The 26,089-nt window shown below is 58.1% G+C and carries 20 protein-coding genes; 12 read left to right on the forward strand and 8 right to left on the reverse strand.

Annotated features, from left to right (window positions below; genetic code table 11):
• Positions 1 to 7: 7 nt before the first annotated feature.
• Both OSH04_RS16130 and OSH04_RS16135 read left to right on the forward strand, forming a co-directional pair.
• Positions 8 to 751 carry an SPOR domain-containing protein gene (locus tag OSH04_RS16130; RefSeq protein ID WP_266108847.1) on the forward strand — a complete coding sequence of 248 codons (744 nt, stop codon included), beginning with the start codon at positions 8 to 10 and terminating at the stop codon, positions 749 to 751.
• Between the two features lie 89 nt (positions 752 to 840).
• Positions 841 to 1,482 carry a thiol:disulfide interchange protein DsbA/DsbL gene (locus OSH04_RS16135; RefSeq protein ID WP_009463582.1) on the forward strand — a complete coding sequence of 214 codons (642 nt, stop codon included), beginning with the start codon at positions 841 to 843 and terminating at the stop codon, positions 1,480 to 1,482.
• Positions 1,483 to 1,708: 226 nt separating this feature from the next.
• Here the strand turns inward: OSH04_RS16135 and metC are convergent, their stop codons facing one another.
• Entirely contained in the window at positions 1,709 to 2,905 is a 1,197-nt protein-coding gene (gene metC / locus OSH04_RS16140) for a cystathionine beta-lyase (RefSeq protein ID WP_266108848.1), read from the reverse strand.
• A 113-nt stretch (positions 2,906 to 3,018) separates the two neighbouring features.
• A complete protein-coding gene (locus OSH04_RS16145) occupies positions 3,019 to 4,095 on the reverse strand; it encodes an MBL fold metallo-hydrolase (protein ID WP_060186560.1) in 1,077 nt (358 codons plus the stop codon).
• A gap of 115 nt (positions 4,096 to 4,210) precedes the next feature.
• On the opposite strand from OSH04_RS16145, the gene OSH04_RS16150 reads away from it, so the two are divergent.
• From OSH04_RS16150 to OSH04_RS16190, 9 genes are all read left to right on the forward strand, one after another.
• Positions 4,211 to 4,603, forward strand: a complete 393-nt coding sequence (locus OSH04_RS16150; protein WP_009463587.1) for a MerR family transcriptional regulator — start codon at positions 4,211 to 4,213, stop codon at positions 4,601 to 4,603.
• Between the two features lie 81 nt (positions 4,604 to 4,684).
• Positions 4,685 to 5,863, forward strand: coding sequence for an isovaleryl-CoA dehydrogenase (locus OSH04_RS16155; protein ID WP_026483861.1), 1,179 nt, complete (start codon positions 4,685 to 4,687; stop codon positions 5,861 to 5,863).
• A 69-nt stretch (positions 5,864 to 5,932) separates the two neighbouring features.
• On the forward strand, positions 5,933 to 7,744 hold the full coding sequence (aceK, locus tag OSH04_RS16160) for a bifunctional isocitrate dehydrogenase kinase/phosphatase (protein WP_042485266.1): 1,812 nt from the start codon (positions 5,933 to 5,935) through the stop codon (positions 7,742 to 7,744).
• Complete coding sequence (locus OSH04_RS16165; protein ID WP_266108849.1) at positions 7,737 to 8,918, forward strand: acetyl-CoA C-acyltransferase; 1,182 nt, start codon at positions 7,737 to 7,739, stop codon at positions 8,916 to 8,918. Before aceK ends, OSH04_RS16165 begins: the two co-directional genes overlap by 8 nt.
• 72 nt (positions 8,919 to 8,990) lie before the next feature.
• A complete protein-coding gene (locus OSH04_RS16170) occupies positions 8,991 to 10,598 on the forward strand; it encodes a carboxyl transferase domain-containing protein (RefSeq protein WP_042484787.1) in 1,608 nt (535 codons plus the stop codon).
• A gap of 14 nt (positions 10,599 to 10,612) precedes the next feature.
• Positions 10,613 to 12,625 (forward strand): acetyl/propionyl/methylcrotonyl-CoA carboxylase subunit alpha, encoded by a 2,013-nt coding sequence (locus tag OSH04_RS16175; protein ID WP_266108850.1) that lies wholly within the window; start codon positions 10,613 to 10,615, stop codon positions 12,623 to 12,625.
• 110 nt (positions 12,626 to 12,735) lie between these two features.
• Positions 12,736 to 13,644, forward strand: a complete 909-nt coding sequence (gene gluQRS, locus OSH04_RS16180; RefSeq protein WP_251197077.1) for a tRNA glutamyl-Q(34) synthetase GluQRS — start codon at positions 12,736 to 12,738, stop codon at positions 13,642 to 13,644.
• Positions 13,596 to 13,745 carry a hypothetical protein gene (locus OSH04_RS16185; protein WP_266108851.1) on the forward strand — a complete coding sequence of 50 codons (150 nt, stop codon included), beginning with the start codon at positions 13,596 to 13,598 and terminating at the stop codon, positions 13,743 to 13,745. Before gluQRS ends, OSH04_RS16185 begins: the two co-directional genes overlap by 49 nt.
• 282 nt (positions 13,746 to 14,027) lie before the next feature.
• Entirely contained in the window at positions 14,028 to 14,486 is a 459-nt protein-coding gene (locus OSH04_RS16190) for a DUF494 family protein (protein WP_009463598.1), read from the forward strand.
• A 245-nt stretch (positions 14,487 to 14,731) separates the two neighbouring features.
• On the opposite strand, the gene OSH04_RS16195 is transcribed toward OSH04_RS16190, so the two are convergent.
• Positions 14,732 to 17,239, reverse strand: coding sequence for a GDYXXLXY domain-containing protein (locus OSH04_RS16195; protein WP_251197078.1), 2,508 nt, complete (start codon positions 17,237 to 17,239; stop codon positions 14,732 to 14,734).
• Positions 17,240 to 17,352: 113 nt separating this feature from the next.
• Here OSH04_RS16195 and OSH04_RS16200 point away from each other — a divergent pair, with 113 nt between their 5' ends.
• A complete protein-coding gene (locus tag OSH04_RS16200) occupies positions 17,353 to 19,944 on the forward strand; it encodes a DNA topoisomerase III (protein ID WP_266108852.1) in 2,592 nt (863 codons plus the stop codon).
• Positions 19,945 to 20,854: 910 nt separating this feature from the next.
• Here the strand turns inward: OSH04_RS16200 and OSH04_RS16205 are convergent.
• The 5 genes from OSH04_RS16205 to ilvB form a co-directional block, all read right to left on the reverse strand.
• Complete coding sequence (locus OSH04_RS16205) at positions 20,855 to 21,289, reverse strand: CopD family copper resistance protein (RefSeq protein WP_009463604.1); 435 nt, start codon at positions 21,287 to 21,289, stop codon at positions 20,855 to 20,857.
• Between the two features lie 29 nt (positions 21,290 to 21,318).
• Complete coding sequence (locus OSH04_RS16210; protein WP_083055207.1) at positions 21,319 to 22,596, reverse strand: TRAP transporter large permease; 1,278 nt, start codon at positions 22,594 to 22,596, stop codon at positions 21,319 to 21,321.
• A gap of 82 nt (positions 22,597 to 22,678) precedes the next feature.
• On the reverse strand, positions 22,679 to 23,176 hold the full coding sequence (locus OSH04_RS16215; protein ID WP_009463607.1) for a TRAP transporter small permease: 498 nt from the start codon (positions 23,174 to 23,176) through the stop codon (positions 22,679 to 22,681).
• 12 nt (positions 23,177 to 23,188) lie between these two features.
• Positions 23,189 to 24,154: a TRAP transporter substrate-binding protein gene (locus tag OSH04_RS16220; RefSeq protein WP_035269947.1), complete on the reverse strand. Its 966-nt coding sequence runs from the start codon at positions 24,152 to 24,154 to the stop codon at positions 23,189 to 23,191.
• Between the two features lie 110 nt (positions 24,155 to 24,264).
• Positions 24,265 to 26,034, reverse strand: coding sequence for a biosynthetic-type acetolactate synthase large subunit (gene ilvB / locus OSH04_RS16225; RefSeq protein WP_060186572.1), 1,770 nt, complete (start codon positions 26,032 to 26,034; stop codon positions 24,265 to 24,267).
• Positions 26,035 to 26,089 lie beyond the last annotated feature (55 nt).

Raw genomic sequence — 26,089 nt, forward strand, 5'->3', positions numbered from 1 at the left:
GGCAGATATGGCAAGAGCACGTAAAAAATCCAGTAGTTCCGGCGGTACGTATACCGGCATTCTGATTGGCCTGATTCTGGGTCTGGGCGCGGCGGTCGCCGTTGCCCTGTTTGTCACCAAAGTGCCCATGCCCTTTGTGGACAAGGCCAGCCGGGACAAACCTACCGTTGCCTTGCCTGAAGGGCGAGACTTGCTGGACCCGAACCGGGACCTGTATGGCAGCTCCAGTGGACAAACTCCTCCGCCGGGCGACACCATTCCCGGTTTGACCTTGCCCCCCGTGAATTTGCCCAGCATCCCGTCCAAGCCTGCTGCACCGGACGCCTTGGGTGATCTGATCGCCACCTTGCCCGCCATAGGCACGGAACCAGCTCGCCAGCCAGAGACCCGCAATACCGCTCCTGCGGTAACGCCTCCGGCCACAACGCCTGCCGCTCCAGGCACCCCGGCACCGGCCACCAGCAAACCCGCCACACCAGCTCCGGCTGCGCCCCCGGCGGCGACCAAGCCAGCCACCACCTCCACCCCCTACTACCTGCAAGCAGGCGCATTTCGCAACAATGCGGACGCCGAAGCCATGAAGGCCCGCTTGTTGATGCTAGGCTTTGACGCTTCAGTGCAAAGTGCACAGGTCAATGGCAGCACGGTGAACCGGGTACGCATGGGCCCCTTCAAGGGCATAGACGAAATGAACCGGGCACGCAGCCGTCTGGCCGAGGAAAAAATTGATACTTCGGTGGTCCGGCCCTAAGCAATTTGTGCCAAAGGCAGCCCCAAGGTGAACTTTTCCGCCATTGCACAGGTCATAGACCTCATCTTCCCCATTAAGGAAATTGATTCATGAAGCTGAACGCATTGTTTGTACGATCCCTGGTCGGTGCCAGTCTCTTGGCTGGTGCGACCTTGTTGCCCGCCACCAGCGCGCTGGCTCAACAAGCCGACCAAGGCTACGTTACCCTGCCTGCGGCTCAGCCCTCGGACAGCGTCGGTAAAACCGAAGTGCTGGAGTTCTTCTCCTACAGCTGCCCACACTGCGCCATCCTGGAACCCAAGGTCGAAGCCTGGTCCAAGACCCTGCCAGACAATGTCGTGCTGCGCCGTGTGCCTGTTGCCTTCAATGCCGGCATGACTGATCTGCAAAAGCTGTACTACACCCTGGAAGCCATGGACCGTCTGGACCTGCATCCCAAGGTGTTTGAAGCCATCCACCAGAAACGTGAGCGCATTTTTGATGCCAAGACCATCACGGCCTGGGCAGCCGCACAAGGCGTAGACAAGGCTCGCTTCGAGCAGACCTTCAACTCCTTTGGCGTGCAGACCAAGGCCAATAAAGCCAACGAACTGTCCAACACCTACCAGATTCAGGGCACACCTAGTCTGGCAGTAGGCGGCAAGTTTGTGACTTCACCTGCACTGGCCAATGGTTACGACGAAAGCATCACCAAAGCTCAAGAGCTGGTGAAGATGGTCACTAATCGCTAATTAGCGATCTGGCTGAGCCATACCGCCAAGGGCCCTCAAGACTGGATTCGTTCCGGTTTTGAGGGCCCTTGGCGTTTCTATATCTGTGATCTATTAGCTGCCGGTAACTCGTAAGTCATTCGATAACAGCGGCTTACAAGAAGGTACGGGATTCCAACGTCATTGCAAGTCTGGGCCATTTATTAAAGCCAGGGTGCGTCCCTGGCTGGAGCAGGCAGTGAAAGGCCTAAGCCTGCGCCGCCGTCTCAAAAGCCTGCGTCAGGTCAGCGCACAAGTCTTTGGTCGATTCCAAACCGATATGCAGGCGCACCAGACTATCCTGGCTGCTCTGCCAGTAGCTATGGCCACTTAGAAACGCCGTATCCACCAACTGCACCAGGCTTTCAAAACCACCCCAGGAAAAGCCGATACCAAACAGGGTCAGGGCATCTACGAATGCGCGTGCCTGCGCATTGTTCAATCGTAGCTGCACCGACAACATGCCGTTAGAGCCGGTGCAGTCGCGTTGCCACAAAGCGTGGCCTGGATCTTGCGGCCATGCCGGGTGATAGATGCGGGTGACTTCGGGACGGCTATCCAGAAACTGACACACAGCCAGGGCATTGGCGGCGCTTTCACGCATACGGATAGGCAGGGTGCGCACACCACGCAGAGCCAGCCAAGCATCGTCCGCACTGATGGAAAAGCCCAGAGCATAGTGATTATCGTGCAAGCGCTTGTTGATCTCCGGGTCGGCCGACATCACCGCACCCAGCATCAAATCGGAGTGGCCTGCCACATACTTGGTCCCAGCCACGATAGACACGTCAAAACCCAATTCCAAGGGACGGTAGATATAGCCCGAGCCCCAGGTGTTGTCAGTAACCAGCAGCAAATCGTGCTTGCGGCCAAACTCCGCCAAGGCGGGCATATCCAGCATCTGCATCAACAAGGAGCCGGGTGACTCCACGTACACCATGCGGGTATTGTCCTGCAGATGACGGGCCATTTCCTCGGGGGTCGGTGCACAGAACGTGGCCTGTATGCCCATGCGGCGCAACACAGTCTTTTCCAGATAACGCACGGGGCCATAAGCGCTGTCAGCAATCAGCACGTGATCGCCAGAATCCAGCAGTGCCAGCAAACCCAAGGTAATCGCTGCCATGCCGGACGGTGCCAGCAAAGCCTGGGTGGCAGATTCCAGCTGACAGAACACCTGCTCCAGTGCAGCGTGGGTATCCATGCCCGAGCGCCCGTAGGTAACCGAGCGTTTTTCAGGATCTGCCTTGTCCGCCTGGGCTCGATCCAGAGCGTCCAGATTGCGAAAGCGCACCGTACTGGTGCGCATGATGGGCACGGCCACCGGCGCCGCATCGGTATGCGGATCGAACGGGGCCAGACCCGTATGTTGCAGGGCGGTGTCCAGGGCGAGATCAGAGCTCATAGTGTTGGCAGGCGGTAGCAAGAAAAGCTCTACGCTACCACAGGCGAGCGGGCCCGGTCGCCTCTGCCAACAGTCGCTATATTGCCCCTTCTTATTAAGAGGCGCCCCAGTGTTTAAATGCGCTGGAAACGGTAAACCCCATCCTCGCCCATCTCACGACGCAAACGATCATCAAAATACAAGGCGTGCAGGTGAGCAATGGCCTCGCCCATGGCAAAGGTCATCTGATGCGAGTCCAGCTTGCGATGAAACAGCACGGGCAGAATGTCGGCGGCGGTACAGGGCTGGGCACAGGCTTCCAACACTTCTTCCAGACGCTCGGCGTGATGCTCCTGCTGCTGACGAATGCGCTCGTGCATGCCACGGAAAGGCTTGCCATGCGAAGGCAACACCAAAGTATCCGGGGCCAGATCCTGATAGGACAGCAGGGAGTTCAAATACAAAGGCAAGGGATTCGCAAAGGGCTCGGTATCGAACACGCTGATATTGGTGGAGATACGCGGCAAGAGCATATCACCGGAGATCAGCACCTTCAGTTCTTCACAGTACAACGACATATGCTCGGGAGCGTGGCCGTAGCCCACGATCAAACGCCAGGGGCGACCGGCAATCACCACACGCTGACCATCCATCAAGCGCACAAAACGCTCGGGCACCGAAGGCACCATCGAAGGGTAGTAATCCCCACGGCTGCGAATCTGCTCTCGGGCTTTCTCATCTTGCAGGCCATGACGGACAAAATGCGCTTCTGCCGCCACACCATTCGGGCCACCGGCTTCCGCGCCAGTCTGGCGTCCACCCGTCCCCGACCACAGCCTGGCGGTCGCGTAGTCCGTCATGCTGATCCACAAAGGTGCATTCCAGCGCTGGCACAACCAGTCCGCCAAACCGACATGATCCGGGTGCATGTGAGTAACGATTACGCGCAGCACGGGCAAGCCTTCCAGCTCGTTCTGGAAAACCTGTTCCCACAGCTCGCGCACTTCGGGACGGGCGACGCCACAGTCCACAATGGTCCAGCCCTCGCGCCCCTCGATTTGGTCGCGCAATAGCCACAAATTGATGTGATCCAGCGCAAAAGGCAAAGGCATACGCAACCAACGCACCCCCGGCGCGACTTCCAGGCTGCCACCCGCTGGGGGCAGGGTATCTGCCCAGGGATAATTCAATTTTTGTTCGTTAGGATTCATGCTCGCTCCAATGAATGGCTCTTGTAGGGCGTAAGGGCTGTCCATACTAAAAGGCCCTAGTTCCCTCTCTAGCTCTATGGCATGATAGTTTACGTTTACGTAAACCACACTAAAAATGACAACGACAACCTGGACAATATCGGATCTGGCGCACGAGTTTGGCATCACGCCTCGCACCCTGCGCTTCTATGAAGACCAAGGGATCTTGAGCCCGCTGCGCCAAGGTACACAGCGCATTTATCAGCCCCGCGATCGTGCCCGCCTGAAGCTGGCTCTGCGTGGCAAGCGCCTGGGGCTGCAGTTATCGGAGATTCTGCGGCTTATCAATATGTATGAATCCCCGATGGACACGGCCTCCCAGCTTAAGCACTATCAGGAGGTATTGAACGAGCATCGCCTGCGCCTGGAGCGCCAGCGGCAGGACCTGGACCAGACTTTGCAGGAAATTCAGGACCAGCTCGACATCTGTCACACCATGAGCGAACAGTTGAAGTTGGAGTCCCGATAAGGGAAAACCCATATATATGACGTTTACGTAAACGTAATATAAATACAATTCCACAACCCATTTATTTCCACGGAGTGTCTCATGAGCCTGCCCGGCCTGAATTTCGATCTTGGCTCCGACCTGGACATGCTGCGCGACGCTGTCGCCGACTTCTCCCAGGCCGAAATTGCCCCTTTAGCGGCTCAACTGGATCATGATGACCAGTTCCCCATGCACTTGTGGAAGAAGTTCGGTGAGATGGGTTTGCTGGGCATGACCGTCAGCGAAGAATACGGTGGTGCGAACCTGGGCTATCTGGCCCACATGATCGCAATGGAAGAAATCTCCCGTGCCAGCGCCTCGGTGGCCCTGTCCTACGGCGCGCATTCCAACCTCTGTGTGAACCAGATCAACCGCAACGGTACAGAAGCCCAGAAGCAGAAATACCTGCCCAAACTGATCAGCGGCGAGCATATCGGTGCTCTGGCCATGAGTGAGCCCGGTGCCGGTTCGGACGTAGTCAGCATGAAGCTGCGCGCCGACAAAAAGGGCGATCGTTATGTGCTCAATGGCTCCAAAATGTGGATTACCAACGGCCCGGACGCTGACACCCTGGTGGTGTACGCCAAAACGGACCCGCAAGCCGGCGCACGCGGCATTACCGCCTTCCTGATCGAAAAAGATTTTGCCGGTTTCTCCGTTGCCCAAAAGCTGGACAAGCTGGGTATGCGCGGCAGCCACACAGGCGAGCTGGTGTTCCAGGACTGTGAAGTGCCTGAAGAAAACGTGCTGGGCCAACTCAATGGTGGCGTCAAAGTGCTGATGTCCGGCCTGGACTACGAACGCGCCGTGCTGGCCGGTGGTCCGCTGGGCATCATGCAAGCCGTCATGGACGTGGTGATTCCTTACATCCACGACCGCAAGCAGTTCGGCCAGGCCATTGGCGAATTCCAGCTGATTCAAGGCAAGGTGGCCGATATGTACACCACCCTGCAAGCCAGCCGCGCCCTGTGCTATGCCGTGGGCAAGAATCTGGACCGTCTGGGTGCAGGCCATGTACGTTCTGTGCGTAAAGACTGCGCAGCCGCCATCCTGTACAGCGCCGAAAAAGCCACCTGGATGGCTGGTGAAGGTATCCAGATTCTGGGCGGCAACGGCTACATCAACGAATTCCCCACAGGCCGCCTGTGGCGCGATGCCAAGTTGTACGAGATCGGCGCGGGCACCAGTGAAATCCGCCGCATGCTGATCGGCCGCGAATTGTTCGCCGAAACCGCCTAAAAAGGCAGAGGCATGTCCAACCCTGATTTTGGCGAAACCACCGTCATTACCCCGGTTCAAAAACCGGGGATGACGGCTATCCAGGTGGCCCAGGCCATGCTGGATGGGTTTAATCGCCACTATGCGCTGTTTCGCTACAGCGCCCAGCGCGCCAAGTCTTTGTACGAATCAGGCGACTGGCATGGTATTCAGCAGCTCTCGCGCGAACGTATCGAGTACTACGCCACACGGGTGCGCGAATGCGCGGCCATGCTTAGCCAGAATCTGCGTTTGCATCAGCCCACGCCTTCCGATCCGGCCCATCTGGACGAGGCCCAGCAGCAGTTGTGGTTGCAAGCCAAGGCGGAGTTTGTGCGTTTGCTGTCGGGCCACCGTCAGCCGGAATGTGCCGAGACTTTCTTCAACTCCGTCTCCTGCCGTGTGCTGCATCGGCACTATTTTCGCAACGAATTTATTTTCGTGCGTCCAGCTGTTGCCACGGATTATCTGGACGGCGCGCTGCCTTCGTATCGGGTTTATTACCCCACCGAAGAAGGTCTGGAAGCCAGTCTGACCAGTATGCTGGCCGACTTCGGTCTGGCCGCCCCCTTTGCCGACCTGCCGCGCGATGTGCGCACGCTGGCCCGCATGGCGGTGCGTCAGCTATGTCGCCGCCTGCCACGTGGCTATGGCTCGCGCATTGGCTCGGACTGCCAGATTCAGGTGCTGAACTCCCTGTTCTTTCGTAACAAGGGTGCCTATGTGGTGGGCCGCCTGATCAATCAGGGTGAAGTGCTGCCGTTTTCGATTGCCATTTTGCATCGCCCATCAGGACATTTGTATATAGACGCCTTGCTGCACACCACGGACGACCTGTCCACGCTGTTCAGCTTTACCCGCGCCTATTTCCTGGTCGATATGGAAGCCCCGTCAGCCTATGTGGACTTCCTGTCCAGCCTGCTGCCCCGCAAGCCCAAGGCCGAGCTGTACACCGCCATCGGCCTGCAAAAGCAGGGCAAGACCCTGTTCTATCGCGACTTTCTGCATCACCTGTCGCACTCGCACGATCACTTTGATCTGGCACCCGGTATTGCCGGTATGGTGATGACGGTATTCACCCTGCCGTCCTACCCCTACGTCTTCAAACTGATCCGTGACCGGATTCAAAAGCAGGGCATGGACCACGCCACGGTGCGCAGCAAATACCAGTTGGTCAAAAAACATGATCGTGTCGGGCGCATGGCCGACACCTGGGATTACGCCCAGGTGGCCTTGCCCAAGGCACGTTTTTCGCAAGCCTTGCTGGAAGAGCTGCGCCGCGAAGTGCCCAGCCTGCTGGAAGAGTCCGAGGACACCATCCTGCTGCGCCACGTCTACATTGAACGGCGCATGACCCCGCTGAACCTGTATCTGAACAAAGCCAGCGACCCCGCCCTGAATGCCGCCGTGGAGCAATACGGCAAGGCAATCCGGGAACTGGCCGCCGCCGACATTTTCCCGGGCGATATGTTGTTCAAGAACTTTGGTGTGACCCGTCTGGGCCGCGTCGTCTTCTATGACTACGACGAAATCCAGCACATGCGCGAGATGAACTTTCGCGCTATTCCACCTGCACCAAATGAAGAAGCCGAAATGGCCAGCGAACCCTGGTATCCCATCGGCCCGAACGATGTATTTCCCGAAGAATTCGGCTACTTTCTATTGACCGACCCTCGTATTCGCAAAGCCTTCATGGCCCACCATGCAGAACTGCTGGAGCCTGAATGGTGGACTCAGTGCCGCTTGCGAGTGACGCAAGGTCGGATCGAAAATATTTTTCCGTATAACAAAGATCGGCAGCTGCACGAGTTTGCCAAACGCGCGCCGGTCTCCTCTTTGCAACCAGGAGTCTTTCATGACTAATTCCGTTGTCATCGTCTCGATCGCCCGCACCCCTATGGGCGGCATGATGGGTAGCCTGTCCGATCTAGCCGCCCACGAACTGGGCGCGGTCGCCATCAAGGCGGCCATGGAGCGCTCGGGCATTCAGGCCGACAAGGTCGACGAAGTGATCATGGGTAACGTGCTGCAAGCCGGTCAGGGCCAGGCTCCTGCACGCCAGGCTGCCTTGGGCGCCGGTCTGCCCCAGGGTGTAGCTTGCACCACCATTCACAAGGTTTGCGGTTCCGGTCTGAAAGCCGCCATGTTTGCCCACGACCTGCTCAAGGCAGGCAGCGTGGACGTGGTGGTGGCCGGCGGTCAGGAAAGCATGAGCAATGCTCCCTACCTGCTGCTGAAAGGCCGCGAAGGCTACCGATACGGTCACTCCACCGTGTATGACCACATGGCCATGGACGGCCTGGAAGATGCCTACAGTCGTGGCACCGCCATGGGTGTATTTGCCGAAGATTGCGCCAGCAAATACGAGTTCAGCCGCGAAGAGCAAGATGCTTACGCGCTGGAGTCGCTGCGCCGCGCTCGCCAAGCCAGCGATGACGGCAGTTTTGAATGGGAAATTGCGCCAGTCACCATCGCTGGCCGCAAGGGTGATGTCGTTGTTGCCAAGGACGAAGCCCCCACCAAAGCCATGCCCGAGAAGATCCCCACGCTGCGTCCCGCTTTCAAGAAAGACGGCACGATTACCGCTGCCAACGCCTCGTCCATTTCGGACGGTGCCGCCGCCATGGTGATCACCACCGAAGAGAAAGCCAAGGAACTGGGCACAACTCCACTGGCCCGCATTGTGGCTCACACCCAGCACGCGCAAGAACCGGCCTGGTTCACGACCGCTCCAGTCGCTGCTATCCAGAAACTGCTGGATAAAACCGGCTGGAGCGTGGCCGACGTTGATCTGTTCGAGATCAACGAAGCCTTTGCCGTGGTCACCATGGCCGCCATGAAAGAGCTGAACATCCCGCACGACAAGGTCAACATCCACGGTGGTGCTACCGCCCTGGGTCACCCCATCGGTGCATCGGGTGCTCGCCTTCTGGCAACCTTGATCGGCGCACTGCGCAAGACCGGCGGCAAGCGCGGTATTGCCTCGCTGTGCATTGGCGGTGGCGAAGCTGTCGCCCTGGCCGTCGAGCTGGTCTAAAGCAAGCTCATCAGCCGGGCTGCGGCCCGGCTGATTTTATGGGCTTTTCTCTGTTCTCTTTCCAGGCACGCCATGTCAGTTATTGAATCCCGCATCAATCCGCGTTCCCAAGACTTTCAGGACAACGCCTCGATCATGCAGGCCCTGATCCTTGATCTGCGCCAAAAGCTACAGAAAACCGCCTTGGGTGGGTCCGAATCCTCCCGGCAACGCCATGTGGGTCGCGGCAAGCTGCTGCCCCGTGAACGCGTCGAACGTCTGCTTGATCCCGGTACGCCTTTTCTGGAGCTTTCGCCTTTGGCTGCCCAGGATGTCTATAACAACGAGTCTCCGGGCGCAGGCATCATCACCGGCATTGGCCGCATTGCAGGCATTGAATGCGTGGTGGTCTGCAACGACGCTACAGTCAAGGGCGGTACTTACTACCCGCTGACGGTGAAGAAGCATTTGCGCGCCCAGGAAATTGCCCAACAGAACAATCTGCCCTGCGTGTACCTGGTGGACTCGGGCGGGGCCAACCTGCCCAACCAGGAAGACGTGTTCCCGGATCGTGACCACTTTGGCCGCATCTTCTACAACCAGGCCAATATGTCGGCTCAGGGCATTGCCCAGATTGCGGTCGTGATGGGTTCGTGTACCGCTGGCGGTGCCTACGTTCCAGCCATGAGTGATGAATCCATCATCGTGCGCGACCAGGGCACCATCTTCCTGGGTGGCCCGCCACTGGTCAAAGCCGCAACCGGTGAAGAAGTCAGCGCCGAAGACTTGGGCGGTGGCGATGTGCACACCCGTCTGTCCGGCGTAGCCGACCATCTGGCCGAAAACGATCTTCATGCGCTGGAGCTGGCGCGCCGCTGCGTAGGTCGCCTGAACCGTGAGAAGAAACTGCCTTGGCCGCTGAAAGAAGTGCGCGAGCCACGTTACGACCCGCAAGAGCTGAACGGCATCATCCCTGCCGACACCCGCAAGCCCTACGATGTGCGCGAAGTGATCGCCCGCATTGTGGACGATTCGGACTTTGATGAATTCAAAGCCCGCTTCGGCACCACGCTGGTGACCGGCTTTGCCCATATTCACGGCATGCCCGTAGGCATCATCGCCAATAACGGCATTCTGTTCTCCGAAGCGGCCCAGAAGGGCGCCCACTTCATCGAACTGTGCTGCCAGCGCAAGACGCCTTTGGTGTTCCTGCAAAACATCACCGGCTTCATGGTGGGCCGCAAGTACGAGAACGAAGGGATTGCCCGTCATGGCGCCAAGCTGGTCACCGCCGTATCTACCGCGGCCGTCCCCAAGTTCACCGTGATTCTGGGCGGCTCCTTTGGTGCCGGTAACTACGGTATGTGTGGCCGCGCCTTCAGCCCGCGCCTGCTGTTCCTCTGGCCCAATGCCCGCATCTCGGTCATGGGTGGTGAGCAGGCAGCCAGCGTGCTGGCTACCGTGCGCCGTGATGGCCTGGAAGCTCGTGGCCAAAGCTGGAGCGCCGAGGAAGAAGAAGCCTTCAAGGCCCCCATCCGCGAACAATACGAACATGAAGGCCACCCCTACTACGCCACTGCGCGTCTGTGGGATGACGGCATCATCCAGCCTTCGGATACCCGGCGCGTTCTGGCCCTGGGCCTGTCCGCCGCCTTGAACGCCCCTATTGAAGACACCCGCTTTGGCGTGTTCCGCATGTAAGACAAGGAGACACTGTGTTTCAGACCCTGCTGATAGCCAATCGCGGTGAAATTGCCTGCCGGGTGGCCGCCACTGCCCGCAGCCTGGGGCTGCGTACCGTTGCGGTTTACTCCGACGCGGACGCCGACGCCCAGCACGTACGTGCTTGTGATCAAGCCGTGCGCATCGGTGGCCCCGAGCCACGCGACAGTTACCTGAAGATCGACGCCATTCTGGAAGCCGCCCGTGCCACTGGCGCGAATGCCATCCATCCCGGCTACGGCTTTCTGTCCGAGAACGAGCACTTTGCTCGCGCTTGTGAAGAAGCCGGCATTATTTTTGTAGGCCCGCCCGCTCAAGCCATTGCGGCCATGGGCAGCAAGTCCGCCGCCAAATCACTGATGGAAAAAGCCGGTGTACCTTTGGTGCCCGGTTACCACGGCGACAATCAAGACCCCGACTTTCTGCACCAGCAAGCCGATAAAATCGGCTACCCCGTGCTAATCAAGGCCAGTGCCGGTGGCGGCGGCAAGGGCATGCGCATTGTGGAAGAGTCCGGCGCGTTCCTGGAAGCCTTGCGCTCTTGCCAACGCGAAGCCGCCAGCAGCTTTAGCGACGACCGCGTACTGATCGAGCGCTACATCACCAAGCCACGCCATATCGAAATTCAGGTCTTTGGTGACCAGCACGGTGGCTACGTCTACTTGTTCGAACGCGATTGTTCGGTACAGCGCCGTCACCAGAAAGTGATTGAAGAAGCTCCCGCCCCCGGCATGACGCCCGAGCGTCGCCAGGCCATGGGTGAAGCGGCCATTGCAGCGGCACGCGCCGTGAACTATGTGGGTGCAGGCACGGTGGAGTTCATTGCCGAGCAGGACGGGCGTTTCTACTTCATGGAAATGAATACCCGCCTGCAAGTGGAGCACCCCGTCACCGAACTGATTACGGGCCACGATCTGGTGGAATGGCAGCTGCGTGTGGCCGATGGCCAGCCTTTGCCTGCCAAGCAGGAAGAACTGAGCATCAATGGTCACGCCATTGAGGTTCGCATTTACGCAGAAAACCCCGATAAGGACTTCCTGCCCTCCATCGGTACGCTGCGCAGCTTGCAGTACCCCGCCCATGCGTCCTTCACCTCCGGTGATGTGCGTATCGACAGCGGCGTGCGTGAAGGCAGCGTCATCAGCCCCTTCTACGATCCCATGATTGCCAAGGTCATCACCCATGGTGCTGATCGTGAACAGGCCCGTCGTCGCCTGATTCGCACGCTGGCTGACACTCAGGTGGCCGGTGTACACACCAACAAGACCTTCCTGCAACGTCTGCTGGGCGATGAAGCCTTTGCCCAGGCCGATCTGGATACGGGTCTGATCCCACGTCGTCACGATGCGCTGTTCCCCAGCAATCAGGACGTTCCAGCTTCTGTGCTGGCCTTCGCCGCCTGCGCCGTGCTGACTCATCAGGGTATGAGCGGGCAAGCCCCCAACTCCGACCCGTGGGCGGTACATGACGCCTGGCGTTTGAGCGGGGACTACGATCAGAAAGTGGCCTTGCAACTGGGTGAAGAAGCCCACGAAGTGCTGCTGCAACGTCGTGACAACCAGTGGCAGATCACGCTGGGCGAAACCCAACACGCGCTGCGCTGGCAAGCCGAGGCAAGGGCTGGTCTGGCCAACACCCTGACCTTGCGTCTGTGGCTGGATCAGGTCGAGTACCGCGCCCAGGTGCTGCAAGATGGCGACCATCTGCAAGTTGCCCAGGCTGGTTCAGACTGGACCCTGGCCGTGGTCAACACCTTGGCCAGTGCCGGCACCAACAGCCAGGAAGCCCACGGAGGCCGCCTGACCGCTCCCATGCCGGGCAAGATCATTGCCTTGAATGTGGGCGCAGGTGACAGCGTCAAACAGGGCGATGTGCTGCTGGTCATGGAAGCCATGAAAATGGAACACTCCATTCAGGCACCGGCTGATGGCACCGTGGCCGAGCTGTTCTTTGCCGTGGGAGATCAAGTGCCCGAGGGCGCTGAACTAGTCACCATGGAGAGCTAAAACTCCTCCCTTCCAGCCCGTGTAAAACGCATTGCCGGGCTGGAAAAATAGGCGTAAAGTCGCACTAACAAGAGCCCCCGTCCAGGGGCTCTTGCCGTTAAGAACGACTCATGACCGCCCAGCCCCTTACCCCTTACTGTGGTCGCTTTGCGCCTAGTCCCAGTGGTCCCTTGCACGAGGGTTCGCTGGTTGCTGCCATGGCCAGCTACCTGGATGCACGTGCCCAGAACGGGCGCTGGTTACTACGCATTGAAGATATAGACACGCCACGCGTGGTCACAGGGGCTGACCAGATCATCATGCAGCAGTTGCAAGGCCTGGGCATGCATTGGGATGGCGAGGTGATTTGGCAAAGCCAGCGGCTGGCACGCTACCAGGAAGTGTTTGATGGCCTGCGCGAGCGAGATCTGGTCTACGGCTGCACCTGCACCCGTCAGGAAATTCTGGCGGCTTCCATGCCGGTTGCCCCGGATTCGCATGAATACCCCTATGCAGGCACCTGCCGCCACGGCATCCCGGCAGACCGTACCATCCGTGCATGGCGGCTACGTGTCCCGGAAGGGGTGGAACACTTCACCGATCGCTGGGCCGGGCCGCAGCAACAGGACGTAGCCAAAGAAGTCGGGGACTACATCCTTAAGCGCGCCGACAAGCTCTGGGCTTACCAGTTTGTCGTGGTCATTGATGATGCGGACAGCCGGATCACTGATGTTGTACGCGGCGCAGACTTGCTCAGCTCCACAGCCCGCCAGAGCGTACTGCAAAAAGTCCTGGGCCTGCCTGTCCCGCGCACGTTGCACGTGCCGCTGGCCTGCGATGAGCAAGGCCGCAAGCTCTCCAAACAGAACCATGCCCCGGCCTTTGACCTGGAGCATCCTATGGAGACGCTTCAACGCGTCTGGGCCTTTCTGGGTTTTGCTCCCGTGGCTGCGAACACCCTGGACGGGTTCTGGAGCCAGGCCATCAGTGCGTGGGCGCAGCGCTTCCCGCTGCCTGCGAAGCCAAGCCCGAACAACTGAGCCACGAGCCGAGGCTAGATGCGGATGCGGATGCGGATGCGGATGCGGATGCGGATGCGGATGCGGATGCGGATGCGGATGCGGATGCGGATGCCAGCTAGTTTAGTGGCCTTTCAACCGCTGCGGTCCCACTTGCAGGGTTTCAAATAAACGACAGTTTCTGCCCCAACAATCGATTTATGTTTCAATCATAAAGACGCCCTGCCGCAAAGGGCGTCTGCCAGAGCAGACCCAGGCAAAAAGCAGTCTGGATGCGCAAGGCAAGACCCATCCATCCCCTGAACACCCCATTTGCCCCCTACCGCAAATCAGCGTAAAGTTTGGTCACTGGTTACCGAAATCACGCAGTTTTTTTAATCACTTAGGACGGCAACCTTATACCCATGTTTGATATCCTGGTTTATCTATTCGAGACGTATTACAACCCCCAGTCCTGTCCCAAGGCGGAGGTTCTGGCCCACAAGCTGGCGGCTATTGGCTTTGAAGACGAGGACATCAACGACGCACTGGGCTGGTTACATGCACTGGGCGAGACCTCGCAGCAGTGCCAGCCTACGGCTCAACTCAGTCCCAACAGTCAGCGTATTTTTTCTGAGCACGAACAACATGTGCTGGGCGCTGATGCCATGGGTTTCATCACCTTTTTGCAAAATTCCGGCGCTCTTACCGCCCACCTGCGCGAAATCCTGATTGAAAGCGCCATGACGGTGGACGAAAGCCCGGTCTCGTTGGACAAAATAAAAATTGTCGCCCTGATGGTTTTGTGGAGCCACGAAGCCGAAATCGATCACCTGATCTTTGAAGAGCTGCTCAGCGACGACTCCACCCGTCAGTCCCACTAAGCTGATACACAGGAACCTATTTTTTGTTCAAGAAACGGCCCCGATAAAGAGGGTCCTTCAACACAAAAAGCCAAGGCCCGAATGCGACGCCACATCGGATTCGGGCCTTTTTGATTAGGCTTGCTGCTGACTGGCTCTGGCTTAACTGCCTCTAGCGAAACAAACCCCAGATACAAAAAAGCCGGATTGTCTTTATTAGAGACAATCCGGCTACAAGCTATTGAGCGCAGTTGTTCAGCTCAGGCTTACTTGATTTCCTTTCTGTCCTTGTCCAGCATCGCGCGCAGCAGGCTTTGACCACCCTCGACCACCGCAAACTCGCCATAACGGGCGGCATCGAAGCGATCTGCCGAACCTTCAGCGAAGAACCAGGCATCTGTTCCAGGCGTCCAGTTACTGCGGTGACGACGCATGCGCAAGCGCATCACATCGGAAGGTTCAGCCACAGGGCCTCCTTCACTCCACAGACGCTCCTGGCCGTCCTGCTCCAGATAAACACCCTTGAGCTGCGCCACCTTGTTCTCATCCAGCTGCACCGCCACAACAACCCATTGCTGAGCGTCCATCTTGGCAAGCGCATCCTTGGGCAAGCCCCAGGACAGGGTAGACAAGTTCTGCGACAGGGCAAAGTTCAAGGACATATAGTCGCCCTGCATCAGCGAACGGGGATCCACCGGAGCCAGCTCCAGCAAGACCGTCTGACCATCGCTCAAGATACGTTCTTTTTGCACGATGGCCACGTTGGCCACACCCAGCACCAACACAGTCCCCAATAGAACACTGGCAACAATACCCTTGGGTGCCTCCTGCGGCGCTGCTAACGCCGCTTTCTTCTTGCGGCTCAACTGACCCAAATAGGCAAAGACCAGACATCCCACTCCGGTTGCCAGCAACAGTTCGGCCTTGTCCAGCAAACTGATATTCAGGATGTAATACAGACGCCAGAGGCAGAACAGGCCCATTGCCACGGCCACCGCCAACAAGCTGAGATAACGCCAGGCATAAGCCACCAGAATCCAGCTCAAGGCCAGGGCCACTGGCGGATAGGGTGTCCAGACCGCGCACAAAGCGGCCATCCCCAGCAAGGCAATGCCATAAACCAGGGGCTGGTCACGCCAGCCGCGCCAATAAAACGCCAGTATCGCCAAAGGAGCCATGGCCAGCAGAAAGCCAGCTACGGTCAGGTACGGCCGCGACTCGTCCCAGAAGGGCATGGAATAAAACAGCGTGCCCGCCGAAACAAGATGAATCTGGGAAGCCAGCAGCAAGGACCAGAACAAGGGCAGCCAGAAATGCGGCTTGCGCTCACCACGCAGATAAAAATGCCCCAGCAACAAGGCGGCAAAAAACATGAATGCCGCGGGCATTTCCAGCACCCAATAAGGCATCATGGTCCAGCGATCAAACAAGCGCTCGATCACCAGAAACTCGATCGCGGCCAGTGCCCAAATCACCAGCAACATGCGCAATACGAACTGGCCTTTGGCAAGTCTGTACAGCAAGGTGCTGATCACGACGGCTATCATGGCGCTGGCCTCAGGTGGCCAGGGGTAGCGCATGTCCACAAGCGGCACGCTCAGCAAGAGCAGCGCACACGCAACCCAGCCGCCGACCAGATCCCGGCTGGGTACGGTGTGAGCCTTGCCAAACAGCACGGGGGACACCAGAGCCATGATGCCGCCCAGTACACCTAGCGCTTCCAGACTCAAATCCAGAGAAACAGCCAGGTACAGCAGAATAATCAGCGGTAACAGCAGGTAGAGGAACAGCTTGATCACGCGCAGATACCAGGGGTGATGCTCGTCACTATCCTGAGCGTCAGCTTGAACACTAGCCTGTGCGTTGGCCAAGGTCTCTGCTGTTGAGGCGGCAGGACTTGTTGCCATTGCTGCGTTCACTGGTGCTTGAGTTGCTGCCGCCTCGCCACCATGAGTCCGTCGCCAATGGACGACCTGTTGCTGCAGGAAGCGCAGCAAGCCCAGGCCCAGGCCCACAATCACCACCACGATCAGCAGAAACGCATCGCTTGCATACTCAATAATCAGCATGCTCAAGGAGCCATACGCACCGAACGAGGCCAAGGACATGATCAGCAAATCCGGGCGGCGGTAGTGATAAATACCGTACAGCACCAGGAACAGGACCAGTCCCAGCAGGAAGTTGCCTTCCATGACCTGGGCACCGATGAAAAAACCCACCGCAATTGCTGCCACACGCGGCACGATGCGCCACGGGTCATGACGCGCACGCCAGATGGTTTCGGCGGCCAGCAACAACAGCGCATTGACTGCCAAAGCTAGCAAGGTCTGCGAGGTGTAACTGCGCCCGAACCAGCCCAAGCGGGCAACATCAATCCACAAGTACAAGGCGGTATTGATCAGCACCAGCCACAGCACCGACAGAAAGACACTGCGCACTGTGAATACCCAAGGTATGATCAGCACAGTCCACAATGCGAAAAGCTGCCAAGGGTCTGCGCCAGTCTGATAAGTCTGGCCAATCAGCGCCAGCAAACCGCCCGTGGCCACGGCGGCCAGGCCGGTCAACGCAGCAGGCACTCCCAGATCATGACCCCAGCCACCGGAACGTCGGCGAAACAGCAAGGCCAGCCCTGCAGAAACCAGCACGGCGCCTTGAGCCAGGGCAAATTTGGCTACGTGCCCCCAGTTTTCCCAATTGGCCGCAATCCAGGTCACCAGACCACTAGCGAGCAGCAAAACGGCCAAACCCCAGGCCAGTTTTGTCAGAAACACTCGCCAGTCTGTGGGCCATACGTTAGTCTTGTCAGGTCTCATAACTTGCATAGAGGGATAAGCACCTCGTATCATTTCGCGCATTGCAGCGCAGTTGCTGTCACTGGAATCATATGGATAAAACACTAATCATTGCCGAGAAACCTTCAGTCGCCGTAGATATCTCGCGGGCATTGGGCGGTTTCACTCGAGAAGGTGATTATTTCGAAAGCGATCGCTATGTGCTGGCCTCCAGCATCGGCCATCTGCTGGGCCTGGTGGCCCCTAATGATCCGGTCCGCGGCAAGTGGAGCTTCACACATCTACCTGTTATTCCCCCTCAGTTTGAGCTCAACCCGACTGACAAGAAATCGACTGAGCGCTTGAAACTGCTGGTCAAGCTGATCAAACGAAAAGATGTCACCGCTGTTATTAATGCCTGTGACGCGGGGCGCGAGGGTGAGCTGATTTTTCGCTACATTATGCAGTACGCTGGAGCGAAAAAACCGGTGCAAAGGCTTTGGTTACGTTCGATGACACAATCGGCGATCCGTGAAGCATTTGAAAACCTGCGCGACGATGAAGACATGAAACCGCTGGAAGCGGCGGCCCGTTCGCGCGCCGAAGCGGACTGGCTGGTGGGCATTAACGGCACCCGTGCCATGACGGCCTTCAACAGCAAGGATGGCGGCTTTTTCAAGACTCCCGTGGGCCGTGTGCAAACCCCCACGCTGGCTATCGTGAACGAGCGCGAGAACCGCATTCGCCAGTTCGTGTCGCGCGATTACTGGGAAGTACATGCGGACTTTATTGCCGCTGCAGGCCTGTACACCGGCCGCTGGTTCGATCCCAAGTTCGTCAAAGACGAGCATGACCCCGAGAAAAAAGACTCGCGTCTGTGGTCCCTGACGGCGGCCCAAACCATTGTGGCCGCGTGCCGCGAGCAACCCGGCGTAGTCACCGAGGAATCCAAGCCCAGCACGCAGATGTCGCCCGCCTTGTTTGATTTGACCTCGCTGCAACGCGAAGCCAACTCGCGCTTCGGCTTCTCTGCCAAGACCACCTTGTCCTTGGCGCAGACGCTATACGAACGCCACAAGGCGCTGACTTACCCCCGTACCGATTCGCGCTATCTGCCTGAAGACTATATAAGTACAGTGCAAGAAACCATGCGTGCGCTGGCTGACAGCGGCACGCCTGCCAGCGCTTCGGTGCAACCGTTTGCGCAGGAAGTGGTCGAGCAGAAATGGGTCAAGCCCAACCGTCGGATTTTCGACAACAAGAAGGTTTCGGATCACTTCGCCATCATCCCTACCTTGCAGGTGCCTCGGGAGCTGAGCGATGCCGAACACAAGATTTACGAGCTGATCAGCCGTCGCTTCCTGGCCGTGTTCTTCCCGGCTGCGGAATTCCGCGTCACCACGCGTATTACGCAGGTGTCCGGTCACCACTTCAAGACGGAAGGCAAAGTGCTGGTCAAACCGGGCTGGTTGGCTATTTACGGCCGCGATGCCCAAGGTGAAGATGCGTCCCTGGTGCCGGTTGCTGACGGCGAGAAGGTTCGCACTGAAGATGTAAACACCAAAGCGCTGGCGACCAAGCCACCTGCACGCTTTACGGAAGCGACCCTGCTGTCGGCCATGGAAAGCGCCGGCAAGCTGGTAGATGACGAAGCCTTGCGCGAAGCCATGTCCGAGCGCGGTCTAGGTACACCAGCCACTCGTGCTGCCATTATTGAAGGTCTGCTGAACGAAGCCTACTTGCGTCGTGAAGGCCGCGAGCTGGTGCCTAGCGCCAAGGCACGTCAGCTGATGACTTTATTGTCCGGTCTGGGCGTGAGCGAACTGACTTCGCCCGAACTGACTGGCGAGTGGGAGCACCAGCTCAAGCAGATCGAGCAACGTCAGCTGGATCGGGACGTGTTCATGCGTGAAATCGCGCAGATGACGCAAGTTATCGTTAAGCGCGCGAAAGAGTACGAACGCGACACGGTTCCGGGCGATTACGCGACCTTGCAGACGCCATGCCCTAAATGTGGTGGCGTGGTCAAAGAAAATTACCGTCGTTATGCCTGCACGGCTTGCGATTTCTCTATCGGCAAGCACCCCGGTGGTCGCACCTTTGAGCTGCCTGAAGTTGAAGAGCTGTTGGCCAAGAAAGAACTGGGCCCACTGCCCGGTTTCATCAGCAAGATGGGTCGTCCCTTTGCGGCACTTTTACGCATTACCGACGAGTACAAGCTGGAGTTCGACTTCGGCCAGAACGACGACGATGATGACGAAGCCCTGGATTTCAGCGGCCAGACCCCGGTCGGCCCCTGCCCCAAGTGCCAGTCCCCGGTCTTTGAGCACGGCTTGCGTTACTTGTGCGAGAAGTCGGTCGGCCCATCCAAGAGCTGCGACTTCCGTAGCGGCAAGGTGATTTTGCAGCAGGAAATTACCCGCGAACAGATGGCCAAGCTGTTGGGCGAAGGCAAGACAGACCTGCTGGATGGTTTCGTGTCCTCGCGTACCAACCGCAAGTTCAAGGCCTTCCTGGTGCGTCAGGCAGACGGCAAGATCGGCTTTGAGTTCGAACCTCGTCCAGAGAAGCCAGGACGCAAATCAGCCGCCAAGAAAACGGCCACTAAAGCAGCGGCTAAAAAGACAGCAGTGAAGAAGACGGCGGCCAAGAAGACGGCAGCTAAAAAAACAGCTGTTAAAAAGACGGCCAGCAAGGCGGAGTAAAAAGCTCGGCTTGGTTGGAAGAAATGGCCTCCCTTTTTTGGGGGGCCTTTTTTTTATGGGTAGTCGTGTAGGGCTTGCAGGCTGGGGAAGAGAGTCTCTGTGAAAACGCCATTCAGGGACCGGGTTTGGGTCTCCGGGCTGAGCACTTGCCGGTGCTGCGCACCGGTTCCCTTGTCGAGTACAGGATCCGGGCGCACCCTGAACTCGCCCGGTGGTTTGTCCCCCGGACAAACCACAAACGTCGGGCTCAAACAGCAGGGCGCTTGCATCCCGGATCCCGCACTCGCCTGCGGCAAGTACTCTGAACCGCCCCGAGACCCAAACCCGGTCCCTGAACGGCTCACAATAGTTCTTTGCCCAGAAGCTGTAAGGCTTCTTACCCTTATGACCTCAATTCCACCCAAATACTTATGTATGCCCCTGGACATGACATAAAGAAACGACCGAAACATAGGCTGCTAACCAAACATAAGCATCGAAAAGTAAACAACAACAACACATAGTGCATAGCACGCAGCCACAGCCAATGCAAACCCAACCGAAACAGTGTTGCAAGGCCGAGGTATTAAAACGGTGTGAAGGCTCGAGGCCGTGGGGCGCTGGGGGTGGGCGGGTCAGAGTACTTGCCGCGGGCAGGAGATAGCGCAGGGGTACAAGCATCCTGCTGTTTGAGCACGACGCTTATGGTTTGTCCGGTGGACAAACCATCGTGCGAGTTCAGGATGCGCCCTGCGCTATCTCCTGACTAGGGCACCGGTGCGCAGCACCGGCAAGTGCTCAGCCCACCCCCAGCGCCCCACGGACTCGAGCCTGGCTTTTAATCACCTCTCCTATGCCAAACTCCGTCCCAAGCACTACTCCGAAGCCCAAAACCCTTCTAACCAACAATGCAGCAGCATCAAAACCGCAACTAAAGCGGCAAATAAAACAAAGCCTTAGCTAGCACCACAATCAGCAGCACGTGTGCAAAAACACTAAGGTGAATAATCCGTGATCGCCGCGCTGTCATGGTCTTGCGTCGGCTCATCACCATTACAGATAGAAAGTGCCCAAATACGCTTAGCGCCAGGGTGATCTTTACACCCAGTATCCAGGCACGAGCACCGCCGACCTCAAACAAGGCACGATGCTGCCAGGCCAGACTCAAGCCCGCACCATAGAGCAACAACAGAACCCAAGGCATGATGCGGCGCGCCCGCCGCCCCAAGGCATACTCGAACTCCCGCATCGATGGGCGGGAAACCTGACGCGCCAAAGGCGACAACATCAGCACCTCGAAAAACACAGTGCCGATAAAAAAAATCGCAGCCAGAAGGTGAACCAACAACAGGAGGAAATAGCTCATGAACAGCGCTCAGGAAAGCAGACGATTCATCAACGGTACACCAGGTCTCGCGCCCACAAACTGACTTCTGGCACATAGCTGATCAGCATCAAGCAAGCCAGGATGACGACTACAAAAGGCAGCAGTGGACGTATCAGTTTTTCCAGAGAAATCCCGGCCACTGAACAAGCCGCAAACAGGTTCACACCAAAGGGCGGTGTCACCATCCCCAAGGCCAGATTGACTACCATGATGATGCCAAAGTGCGCCGGATCAATGCCAAACTGCATGGCTACCGGCAGCAAGAGCGGAGCCAACACCACAATCGAGGCCGACGTTTCGACGAACATTCCCACCACAAACAAGGCCGCGTTCACACCCAGCAAGAACATCATGGGGCTGCTGAACAACTCCCCCAGCCAGATCCCCATGGCAGCCGGAATGCCGGTGCGATTGAGCAGGAAACCAAACACACCCGCATTGGCGATGATGAACATGATGACCGCCGTGGACACCACGGAACGATGCAGCACCTTGGACAGGTCGCCCCATTTAACGCTGCGGTAGACAAACATGCTCACGATCAAGGCATAGACTACCGCCACCGCCGAAGCCTCGGTAGGCGTGAAAATACCCCCGTAAATCCCGCCGAGAATAATCACCGGCATCAACAAGGCCAGCCACGCCTGACGGAATGCCGTCCAGACACCCAAACGACCCACGCCGTCCTGCAAACCCAGACCATGGCGACGTGCATACAGCCACACATAAAGCATCAAGGCGCCGCCGATCAGCAAGCCTGGACCAATCCCCGCAACGAACAGCTCGCCTACCGACGTGTCCGTGGATACGGCAAACAGAATCATGGGAATGGACGGCGGGATGATCACCCCTAATTCCGCCGCTGAAGCCTGCAAGGATGCCGCGAACGGTGCCGGGTAGCCATGCCGGACCATGGCAGGGATCAGAATTGCCCCGACCGCAAAAGTGGTTGCCACACTGGAACCGGCCACTGCCGCAAAAATCATGCAGGTCAGCACACAGCTACAAGCCAGGCCCCCTTGAACACCACCCACCAGGCTTTTGGCAAACTCCACCATACGGTTGGACATGCCGCCCGACTCCATCAGGTTGCCTGCCAGAATGAAGAAGGGCACCGCCACCAGGGGGTACTTGTCCAGAGCTGCATACAACTGCTGGGCGATGACCAGAAAAGTCATGCGCCCCTCCCAGGCTACTCCCGCCATATTGGCCAGCCCCACGGCAATCGCCACGGGCACCGTCAATACAAAAAACAGCAGCATGGACACAAGCATGATCTGGGACACGATACGGTCTCCGGTCTAAACAGATGCCCGTAGGGCATCCAGAGTTCGGTGGTGCTTTACAGGCACGGAATCAGGTCTTGAATTAGAGCTGCGTGTTATCGACCACAGCAGGCGCTGGTTTCTCCAGCCAACGGGCCAACAGGCCCAAAATGGCCAGCACGGCACCAATCGGGATCGCGATATACACCCAGGAAATGGACCACTCCAGACTAGGCATGGTCTGAAACCGCACCCGCCAGGTCATTTGAATGCCGACCCAGGTCAACAGGCCGAAGAAAGCCAGACACGTAATCAGCACGGCCACATCCAGCCAATGCTGCGTCCGCTTTCCGACCCAGAGCCGCAGCACATCCACGCTTAGCATGGCACCCTGACGCAAGGCCAGACACAGACCCAGCATGACTGTCCAGATCAGAGCGGCACGTGACCAGGCCTCGCTCCAGTCGGCGGGCGACTGGAGCACGAAACGAGCGATCACTTGATAGAACGCAGCCGCCACTGCCGAGAGCAGCAGCAACTGCGTCACCCAGGACACCAGACGAAACAGGCCCTTATCCAGAACGGACAACAGAGCTTTCATGATGAATGCCGTTTACTGAGTCTGACGGATAGATTCGACCAGTTCCTGGCCGAACTGTTTGTAGTACTGGGGATAGACAGGCTCTACCGCTTTGGCAAACGCGGCATGGTCAACGGTATTGACCTGCATGCCTTCGGCCTTGACGGCATCCACGCCGGTTTTCTCGATATCGTCCACGTAGTCACGCATGGCCTGGGCAGCCGTTACGCCGGCATCTTTCATCAACTGCTTGTCCTGATCGGACAGGCCGTCATACACCGCCGGAGACATCAGCACCAAGGCCGGGCCATACACGTGAGCCGTCAGCGACAGGTACTTTTGCAGCTGCGGCAGCTTGGCCGACACAATCACGGACAAGGGATTTTCCTGGCCGTCGATGGTGCCTTGTTGCAGGGCGGTCGCCACTTCCGGCCAGGCCATAGGCGTAGCCAGAATGCCGATTTCACGGAAAGCGGCAATATGAATGGGGTTCTCTGTGGTGCGTATCTTCAGGCCCTTGGCATCAGCTGGGGTGGTGACAGGACGCACATTATTGGTCAGGTGACGGAAACCTTGCTCGCCCCAGGCCAGCGCCACAATTCCGCGTTTGGGAAATTCAGCCAGCATGTCCTGACCGATCTTGCCATCAAGCACATGACGGGCATGTTGCAGGTCGCGGAACAGGAAAGGAATATCGAACACGCCAGTCTTGGGCACAAAGTTCAGGGTTGCGCCGGTAGACACAATCGCCAGATCAATCGTGCCCAGTTGCAAGCCTTCAATAACTTCGCGCTCGCCGCCCAAGGCGCTGTTGGGAAAGGCCTCGATGGTGTAGTTGCCGTCCTTTTCCAAGGCACTGGCAAAGGCTTTTGCACCCGCACCATAGTGAGAGCTGGTGGACAAAGCGTAAGCCAGCTTCAAGGAAGTCTGGGCCGTGGCCGCTCCCGCCGCCAGGCCCAAGCCCAGCATCAAACCTGCGGCCAAAAGACGGTTCTTCATGTGACGGTACATCATGCATGCCCCTCCTGTCTGAATGGATCAGTGTATTTAATGCGTAGTGCTCGGGCTGGGACATAGGGGTTTTTACGCCTGTGTCCCAGCCGGGCACCTTATTCTTCTACGTACCAGTTATCTTCGGACAACATGACCTGTTGATGGCCATAGCCCGCTGGCATCATGGGGAAACAGTTTTCCAGCGCCAGCACTTCCACGTTCAGAAAGAACGGGCCATCGTGGGCCAGACAACGCTCCAGCGCCGCATCCAGCTGATCGGGATGTTCCACGCGTTCGGCTTCCCAACCAAAGGCGCGCGACAAGGCCACAAAATCCGGCATGGCTTCGTTATAGCTGTGGCTGTAACGACCATCGTGAATCAGCTCTTGCCACTGGCGCACCATGCCCATGTGGCGGTTATTGCACAGAATCACCTTGATCGGCGTGCGATGCTGCACAGCGCTGGCCAGTTCCTGAATATTCATCAGCACCGAAGCATCACCACTGACGCACACTACCAGCTTGTCCGGATGCGCAATCTGCGCCCCAAAAGCGGCCGGCACGCCGTAACCCATAGTGCCGGCTCCACCCGAAGTCAGCCAACGGCGAGGACGATCAAACTTGATGTACTGCGCAGCCCACATCTGGTGCTGGCCCACATCGGTAGAGACGATGGCATCACGGCCTTCCAGATGCGCGTCCAGACGTTGCAGCAAGTGCTGCGGCAAGATGGCGTCGCTATGAGGCGTCACTTTCAAGCACTCTTGAGCACGCCACACGCCAATGCGCTGCCACCAATCATTCAAGCGACCTTCGGGCAATTCGTGATGCGACAGCTCTTTGCGCAGGGCACGCAGTAGGGGATAGCAATCACCCACCAGAGCCACATCAGCACGCACCACCTTGTCGATGGAACCGGGGTCGATATCAATATGAATCTTGCTGGCATGGGGGCAGAAATCGGACAGACGGCCGGTAATGCGGTCGTCGAAGCGAGCGCCCACACAGATAATCAGATCCGCATGGTGCATGGCCAAGTTGGCTTCCAGCGTGCCGTGCATGCCCAACATGCCCACGAACTGCTCATCACGTGCAGGGTAGGCACCCAGGCCCATCAAGGTCAGTGTGCAAGGTGCACCAGTTTCCTGAACCAGGCTGGTGAAGGCGTGGCTGGCATCGGCCCCGGAGTTGATCAGGCCACCACCACCGTAAAACACGGGGCGGCGAGCGTGCGCAATCATGGCGGCGGCACGTTTGATCGCCGCTTCCTGGGCAGAGGCCGGAGCGGCAGGAGCCAAGAGGCTGTCAGCCTCGTCCTGGGCCGGCGCGTCGCTGCTGGCAGCGGGCAGGGTGGCGATCTGAATATCTTTGGGGAAGTCCAGCAGCACCGGACCGGGGCGGCCCTGGGTACACAGGCGCAAGGCCTTGGCCGTCAGGGAGGCCACGTCTTCAATACGACGAACCTGGGCATTCCACTTGGTCACAGGGCGGGAAATGCCAATCGCATCGCACTCCTGGAAAGCGGCGGTACCAATTGCGGTGGTCGCTACTTGACCACTAATACACAGGACAGGAATAGAATCACACAAGGCATCGAGCAAACCGGAGGTGGTATTGGCCATACCGGGGCCTGATGTCACCAGCACCACGCCAGGTTTGCCGGTGCTGCGGGCATAGCCTTCGGCCGCATGTACGGCAGCTTGCTCGTGACGAACCAAAATATGACGAATTCGCGGTTGGGCATGAAGAGCATCATAGAGCGGTAACACCGCTCCGCCAGGATAACCAAAAATGGTATCTACACCCTGAGCGATCAAGGTTTCGAGCAAGATTTGCGCGCCGTTGTGGGCGGTCGTTTCAAGTGACATGGTTGCGTAGCCCTGCATGTTTTGTAAGATAGAGATCGCCGTCCAGTTTATCCCCTTTTACAGGCTGATTCCC

The sequence above is a fragment of the Alcaligenes nematophilus genome, from assembly GCF_026344155.1.
In the GTDB taxonomy this organism is placed as follows: domain Bacteria; phylum Pseudomonadota; class Gammaproteobacteria; order Burkholderiales; family Burkholderiaceae_B; genus Alcaligenes; species Alcaligenes phenolicus.